The sequence below is a fragment of the Micromonospora sp. M51 genome, assembly GCF_018070305.1.
GTDB classification, from domain to species: Bacteria; Actinomycetota; Actinomycetes; order Mycobacteriales; family Micromonosporaceae; genus Micromonospora; species Micromonospora parva.
The window spans coordinates 1-6,729 of sequence record NZ_JAGPXZ010000307.1; the positions used below are offsets into that span (position 1 = coordinate 1).

Annotated in this window: 6 protein-coding genes; 1 reads left to right on the forward strand and 5 read right to left on the reverse strand. The window is 68.7% G+C overall.

Going from position 1 to position 6,729, the window contains the following annotated elements; translation table 11 throughout:
- Both KBX53_RS17520 and KBX53_RS17525 read right to left on the reverse strand, forming a co-directional pair.
- Positions 1-1,736: metallophosphoesterase family protein (locus KBX53_RS17520; protein WP_210860401.1), on the reverse strand; the 1,736-nt coding region annotated here is incomplete at its 3' end.
- Between the two features lie 143 nt (positions 1,737-1,879).
- Entirely contained in the window at positions 1,880-2,938 is a 1,059-nt protein-coding gene (locus KBX53_RS17525) for a HupE/UreJ family protein (protein ID WP_309140794.1), read from the reverse strand.
- Between the two features lie 340 nt (positions 2,939-3,278).
- Between KBX53_RS17525 and KBX53_RS17530 the strand changes: the two genes are divergently transcribed.
- Positions 3,279-3,941, forward strand: coding sequence for a hypothetical protein (locus tag KBX53_RS17530; RefSeq protein ID WP_210860405.1), 663 nt, complete (start codon positions 3,279-3,281; stop codon positions 3,939-3,941).
- Between the two features lie 73 nt (positions 3,942-4,014).
- Here KBX53_RS17530 and KBX53_RS36400 read toward each other — a convergent pair whose 3' ends face one another.
- From KBX53_RS36400 to KBX53_RS36865, 3 genes are all read right to left on the reverse strand, one after another.
- Entirely contained in the window at positions 4,015-5,562 is a 1,548-nt protein-coding gene (locus tag KBX53_RS36400; RefSeq protein WP_247675776.1) for a cellulose binding domain-containing protein, read from the reverse strand.
- A gap of 329 nt (positions 5,563-5,891) precedes the next feature.
- Positions 5,892-6,599: a hypothetical protein gene (locus KBX53_RS17540; RefSeq protein ID WP_030338092.1), complete on the reverse strand. Its 708-nt coding sequence runs from the start codon at positions 6,597-6,599 to the stop codon at positions 5,892-5,894.
- Positions 6,592-6,729: sigma-70 region 4 domain-containing protein (locus KBX53_RS36865; RefSeq protein ID WP_256443376.1), on the reverse strand; the 138-nt coding region annotated here is incomplete at its 5' end. The genes KBX53_RS36865 and KBX53_RS17540, both read right to left, overlap by 8 nt.

Below are 6,729 nucleotides of genomic sequence, written 5' to 3' on the forward strand. Positions count from 1 at the left end.
AGGTAGGAGCCGGAGAACTTCTTGTCGGCGTCGGAGAAGTCGCCGACGTTGGCCGAGATCGACCACGGGGCGAGCGAACGGCGGCTGTCCGACACGAGGATCGGGTTGATCTTGCCGTTGGCCTGGAAGTAGGTGCCGTCGCGCTCCTGCGCGGTGCCCAGGTCGACCAGACCGTTGTAGCCGTCGATCGTCCAGCCGAACTCACCCGGAGCCGGGTTCGGCACGTTGACCTGGATGGCCTGGCCGTCACCGTGGTACGGGTGCACCGTCACGTTGTCGACGATCGAGCCGACCGGCTGCCCCTCCGGGGTGTTGACGCAGGAGAGGCCCTTCTCGACCGCCGCGTTCGGGGCCGCGCAGGTGCCGCTGCGGACGTTCGCGAGAACCAGCTTGTCGTTGCGCACCTGCACCTTGACGTAGCTGCGGACGTGCTCCTGGTTCTGCACGGAGTTGTACCAGTACTTGTTCGGGTCCAGCGGGTCCGGCCCGTTGCCGCGGATGCCCGTGCCGGAGCTGTCCGGCTTCTTGATGTCGTAGTACTTCGAGCCGGAGGCCGAGTTGGCCGTCACGTAGATGACGCCACCCGGGCCGGGGTAGACGTCGGCAGCGCCCGGCTTCTCGTCCGGGTTCTCCTTCTGGCCGTTCTTGATGGAGTAGCTGCGGGTGTAGCTGTGGTCGTGACCCTGCAGCACCATGTCGACGCCGAGGTTGGAGAACGCGGTGGTGAAGTCCTCCCGCCGCTGCTTGTTGTCACTGTCGGTCGCGTGGCTGGCCGGCGAGTAGATGGAGTGGTGGTAGACCAGCACCTTCCACTTGGCCTCGGAGCCGTGCTTGTTGATGACGTCGGTGACGTACGCGACGTGCGCCGCGTCGCCGCCGGCGGAGCCGTCCGCCGGGTTGACGTAGCTGTTGCTGTTCAGGTCGATGAACAGCACGTCCTTGTGGATGAACCAGTAGTCGCCGCCGGACCGGGTCGCCTGGTCGCCGTTGTAGTACTGCGACGAGCGGTCGGTGTTCGGGGTGAAGTGGTGCTGCTCGTAGGACTTGCCGCCGACGTCGTGGTTACCGATGGTGGCGACGAGGGGGACCTGGCGCAGCTGGTCGGGGGCGAGGAACGAGGTCCACTGGCCCTCGTCGTTGGCGCTCTCGACGTGGTCGCCGGCGGACACCAGCAGCTCGGCGTTCGGGTTGGCCGCCGTCGCGACCTTCAGGGTGTCCTCCCAGCCGGCCTGGTCCTTCAGCCGGTCACCGGAGGAGCCGATCTGCGGGTCGCCGAAGAACAGGAAGTCGTAGTCGCCCTCGAAGTCCCGCGTCTTGAAGGAGTACGCCGGGGACCAACTGCCCTCGGCGCCGACCCGGTACGAGTACGCCGTGTTCTCGCGCAGGTTGCTGATCGTGGCGTGCCGGTTGAACCCGGTGGTGGAGGTGTTCGCCGCACCAACGGCGTCGAAGCTGACGGCGCCGGCCGGGAACTCGCCGTTGACGATCTCGGCGGTCGGGGCGAGCTGGATCTTCTGCGCGGTGTCGGCGGAGGAGTACCAGCTCACGATGCGCTGGGTCTCGTTGGCGCCGACGCCGAGGACCACACCGGTGATCGTGGTGGACTCGGCCGCGCTCGCGGTGGCCATCAGGCCACTGCCGAGAGCCGCGCCCATGCCCAGGAAGCCGGCTGCGACCCCGGCGACCAGGCGACGCCGTACGAGCGCGGAAGCCCGTGACGAGGTGCTCAATGTCATCGACATTGTTCCCTTTTCAAATAGAGAAATGGATGTGCCTTCACCCGACGCTGGGGAAGCAAATCCACGCTTTCGCTGCCCGATGAACCAACCGTGAACATGATCTTGCGAAAGACTGCACTTCACGAACTACTTAGCCTTACTCATGATCCAGAAATGCGCTGCACAAACCAGATCAACCCCATAAGGGACACGCCCGCAGAAACGACCCCGGTCGCCCAGAGGCCGGCTTTGGGCGCACGACGCCGCAGCACGAACAGCAACGGGAAGACGACCGCGATAATCGTCAACTGAACGACTTCGATGCCGATGTTGAACACCAGCAGGGACCACAGCAGGGTCCACGACCACGCCTCGTCGATGCCCAACGCGCCAGCGAAGCCCAGGCCGTGCACGAGACCGAAACAGAACACCACGCCAAGGCGGATCCAACCGGCCCGGTCCAGGCTGAAGTGACCGCGCCCGGCCGTCTCCAGGTCGGTCGCGTGCTCACCGCGCCGCCAGATTCCCCACAGGTGCCAGCCGGCGACGACGGCGATCGACAACGCGATGATCGGCTCCACGATCGCCCCCGGCACCTCGACCAGGCCGAGCGCGGCGAGCATGAACGTCACCGAGTGCGCCACCGTGAAGCTGGTGGCCGCGAGCACGATCTCCCGGAGCCGCCGCGACCCGGCGATGAGCGCCAGCAGGAACAGAATGTGGTCGACACCGCTCAGCAGGTGCTCGGCGCCCAGGACGAAGAACTCCCCGAACCGCTCGTACCAGGCCTGCGCGGTCGAGAAGGACGGGTGGGCGGCGTCGAGCGCCGCACTGCCCGACCGGCCGTCGATCTCGTAGGTGACGATCGTCTTCGTGCCCTTGACGTAGCCCTCGCCGTCCGGGAAGAGGCCACTGCGCACCACGTGCTCGTCGACCCGCTCGGGGCAGGTCCAGTCGAGCAGCAGGTCCGCGTACGGCACGCCCTCGCGGGCGCCGATCGTCGCGTCACCCACCTGCGTCGGCCGGCAGGCCGCACCCCGGGAGCTCACCGAGAACCGGTCGGAGACGTAGCCGAGGACCGTCGACGCGTGGCCCTTCAGGGCGGCGGCCTGCGCAGCGGTGTCACCCGCCTCGAACGCCGCGGTTCCGGCCTGGAAGAGCGGGTCGTCGTGGCCGGCGTCCGCGGCGGAGACGACGAGGAGGTCGTATTCGAGCTCCACCGCCGTTCGAATGTGACCCTCATCTCCCGCCGTTATTTTCGCGTACACAGTCGACGAAAAACCGTGCGCGGACGCCGGTTCGGCGGCCAGAAACGGAACCACCGCTGCGGCGAAACCGACAGCGGCGACGATAACGGTACGGCGGATCCGGCCTGACATTCGACTCCCTCGGTTGGCCAGTGCACGTTGCATGTCGTTGGTGAACACCAACCCGCGTACCGACGAACCGCCGGAGAACAACATCCCCGAACCGCCGCCCACCGACTGCCGGTGACCGGAATTGAGATAGGAATACGAAGAAGTACGCGCACATTCCGCCACCACCCGGAGGACGATCACCTTGCGCCCCCCGCTTCGGGCCGTCGCCATGCTGGCCGCGACCGCCGCGCTGGTCACCGCCTGCAACTCCAGCGACGACTGGTCCGAACCACGTCCGGCGCCCAGCGCCATCGGCACCCTCGGCCCCGGGTTCGTCGACCCCTCCACGAAGCCCGCGCCGGAGGCGACCATCACCCCGCAGCCCGGCTCGTGGGCCGGTGTCCACCCTCCGAAGGACTACCGGGTCGTCCTGCTGACCAGCGGTACCGACAACCCGACCAAGGCCCTGGTGACAGCGGTCAAGGAGTGGGCCGACGACGAGCACGTCGACCTCAGGACGATCGTGGTCGGCAACGCGCGCGAGGCCGTTCCCAGCATCGCCAAGGCGATGGAGATGGGTCCGGACCTCATCGTCAGCGCGGGAAACGATCTCATCGACGGGCTCGCACTGGTCACCCCGAACCACCTGGACGAGAAGTTCCTGGTGGTCGGCGCGGAGCTGGCCGAGCCCACCCACAACGTCACCGCCGTCGACTGGGAGGGCGCGTCGTTCCGTGGTGAAGGGCTCGGCATGTCCTCGACGTACGACCCGAACTCGTTCACCGCGGAACGTTGCGCGGCGGCCATCCGGGCGGGCGTGGCCGCCGTCCTCAACGACCTGACCGGGATCGTGGTCTGGCTCTGACGACGAGGGCCTCGCCCTCGGGGCCGCCCGGCCCGGTGCGGAGGCCGGTGAACCTCCGCACCGGGCCGGCGGGTCACCCGGTCGAGCAGGTGGCCGTCATTCCCGTACCGGTGCCGGTGCCCTGGTAACCGAACTCGGTCGACTGCCCTGCGGCGACCGAGCCGTTGTAGGCGACATTCGTGAACTGGACGGTGCCGGTGGTGCCGCTGCGGTTGGCGCTCCAGACGCTGGTGATGCTGGCCCCCGAGGGCAGGGTCATGGCTACCGCCCAGCCGTTGATCGGCGCGGCGCCGGCGGTCACCCGCACCGTGGCGACGAAGCCGCCCGTCCACTGGTTGACCGACACCGACGCCACACAACCCGCACCGGTCGGCGGCGGGGTGGTCGGGGGAGGCGTGGTTGGCGGCGGGGTGGTCGGCGGGGGCGTGGTCGGCGGCGGGGTGGTCGGGCCGTCAGCCAGGACCGGGGTCGACCAGTCCCGCCAGTCGGCCAACCGACCGAGCGCCCTGCTGGAAATCCGGATCACGCCCGGCTGGTTGCCCGTCTTCAGCAGGAACCTGCGGATGCTGTTCTGCAACGGGGTACGCCACTCGGGGCGGTTGGCGCAGTGGGTGCCGTCCTGCACGTCGGACCAGTAGGTGATGTTGTCGCCGGCGCCGAGCGCCCGGTAGACCTCCGCGCCGCCCAGGGCCGCCACGCTCGCCGACCGCGGGCCGAGGTTGGCGATGTGCGGGTTGTCCATGATGAACAGTCCGCGCGGTGCCACCATGGCGACCATCTCGTGCGTGTCCACCGGGAGCCGGTTCGGGCTGCCGGTGAAGGAGCCGAACGCGTCGCCCAGCCAGGGTTGCTCCCCGTACGCGCTGCTGAGGCTCTGCGCGCCCTCACCGGGGATGCCCCGGAAGATGGGCACGCCCGCGCTGCCCGATTCGATCGGCATGGTCAGGGCGATGCGTTGGTCGAACACCCCGATCGCGAAGGCGCCCTTGCCGTACCGGGAACAGCCGGTCACACCCATCGCGTCCGCCTTGAGGATCCGGCCGTCGGACTGCTCGATGACGTCGATGATCCGGCTGACGCCCCAGCCCCAGGCGGCGAGCAGTCCGGTGCTGCTCGATGAGCCGTAGATGCTGTAGAACGCGCCCTGCTTGTTGTTCCGGGGGGTGCCCTCGCGGCCAACCGCCAACGGGTCGTAGCTGATCACGGCAGCGCCGGCGGCCTTGATGGTGGCCGTGTCCGCGCCGAACCCGCCGACGACCACGACGGCCGGGAAGGGACCGGTGCCGCTGGGCAGCTCGACCCGTGCCGAGAAGCTGGTGCTCCTGCCGTTGTGTGACACGTTGACGGTGATGGTGCTGTTGGACACCGTCCCGGTGACCGTCGCCGGTTTGGCGGGCTTCTCGCCGAAGACGAACTTCTCCGCCAGTTCCTTGATCTCCGCCCGACGGCAGCGCCAGTCGGACTTCGAGGTGATGGTCTGGCCGTTCAGCTTCTTGAAGGGGTCGGGAAGCTTGGCGTTGGTGGGCAGCGAACCCAGGTCCGGCAGGCCGGACACCGCGCAGTCGGCGCCCTCGTCCTCGACCGCGGCGGCCAGTGGGGCCACGGCGGCGTACGCGCCCATGGTTCGTGTTGCTACCGATGCCGATCCGGCGACCGTGAGCGCTGCTACCGCCAGCGCGACGACCACCGATCGGGTGGTAGAGCGGCCCGAGCTGATGACCACGGGGCTCTCCTTCCGAGTGGTGATGGAAAAGGAAGGAACGAAACGTGATCGATGATCACGAATGCCAGCCAGGTAAAGCTTGAGCGCTTCGATCGGGAAGTGTCAATATTTTGCCGAAACTTTCGAGCCTTCCCACCGCCTCAGACGACGCTGGGACCGGCCGCCGGGGCAGCCACGCGGGTGAGATCACGGATCCTGCGCGCGGCAGATATCGAAAGTTTCGACGGTCAGCGCGGGGTAGGCCCACGATCCTCGAACTCGTACGTGGTGGTCAGGCCCTCGGGCAGGTCGGGGACCAGGGCGTTGGTGCCGTCGACCACCTGGACGTAGCGCCTGCCCTGGAAGATCGAGTAGCTGCCGTCGGGAACCTGATCGATCCGGAAGAGCTGCGTCGACGCGGCGGCATCACAGGCCCGGCCGCGTACGCTGCCCGGCGCGGCGTCGTGCACGACGGTCATGCAGACCTCGGTGGCACCGGCCGCCAGCAGGATCCGATACCTGTCGCCCTCGGGGCGCAGCACCCACAGCGCCCGATCGTCGATGCCCTGGTCGGTGGTGGCCCGCACCTGGTCGCCGTCGCTGTCGATCGCCAACGTCGCGCCGCGCATGCCGGGCAGGGTGATCTGGACCTGCCGCCGGCCGCCGAGGATCTCCTGCGGTCCCGCCGAGGCGGTCGCGGACGGCACCACGGGCGGGGTCACGGGCGGCGCGACCTGGGTCGCCGGGCCGGCGTCCGGCGTCTCGACGTCGTTCCGGATCTGTGACAGGGCGGTGCCAGCGGCGACGGCCACCACGGCCAGCCCCGCCGCGCCCACTGCAGCCCGACGCCGCCGACGCCGGTCGCTGCGCTGCCGCAACGCCTGCGCCCCCGGCAGCGTGGCGACTCGCCGGACCTCGTCCACGATCGCGGTGAGATCGTCGCGCGGATCAGCCATGGGAGGTCTCCTCCTGGTGCGCATCGGTCAGCAACCCGGCCATCGCTCGCCGGCCACGGGCGAGGTACGTCTTCACGGTCCCGACGGGGGCCCGCATCTCGGCTGCCACCTCCGCGACGCTGAGATCGTT

Coding starts and splice junctions, on each gene's coding strand:
- KBX53_RS36400 (WP_247675776.1), bottom strand. CDS start 5,562: ATGGGCGCGTACGCCGCCGTGGCCCCACTGGCCGCCGCGGTCGAGGAC.
- KBX53_RS17540 (WP_030338092.1), bottom strand. CDS start 6,599: ATGGCTGATCCGCGCGACGATCTCACCGCGATCGTGGACGAGGTCCGG.